Source organism: Macrococcus sp. CoH-51_TC_04, from assembly GCF_058188655.1.
In genome coordinates this window covers 1-249 of sequence record NZ_JBVGOY010000086.1, presented here as the reverse complement: position 1 = coordinate 249, position 249 = coordinate 1, and the positions used below count along the sequence as shown (strand labels likewise).

Annotated in this window: 1 protein-coding gene; it reads left to right on the top strand. The window is 62.2% G+C overall.

Annotation, left to right across the window (positions count from 1 at the left end; genetic code table 11):
- Positions 1–37: 37 nt before the first annotated feature.
- The coding region (locus tag ACZ2V4_RS11865; RefSeq protein WP_490514972.1) for a hypothetical protein at positions 38–249 on the top strand (212 nt) is incomplete at its 3' end.

Here is a 249-nt window from a genome sequence, read left to right as displayed (position 1 = left end):
CCAACCGGGTGATGCTGTCGGGTCCCTGACGGTAGCAGTGCAGGCCGTCGATAAGCTGTACGTGAACAACTCATCGATTCCTGTTGCTTCGGTGACAATGCCTCCGGGCGGAAGCGCGTATCTGGTGCTACGCGGTGCGAATGGTTCGGGTTACGAATGGGACGTGTTCGGCGGCAGCGTCATGGGTCCGGTTGCGGCGGTTCCGGTAGACATGGTGGGCGGTTCCCCGGGAACGCTGGCTGCTTCGCA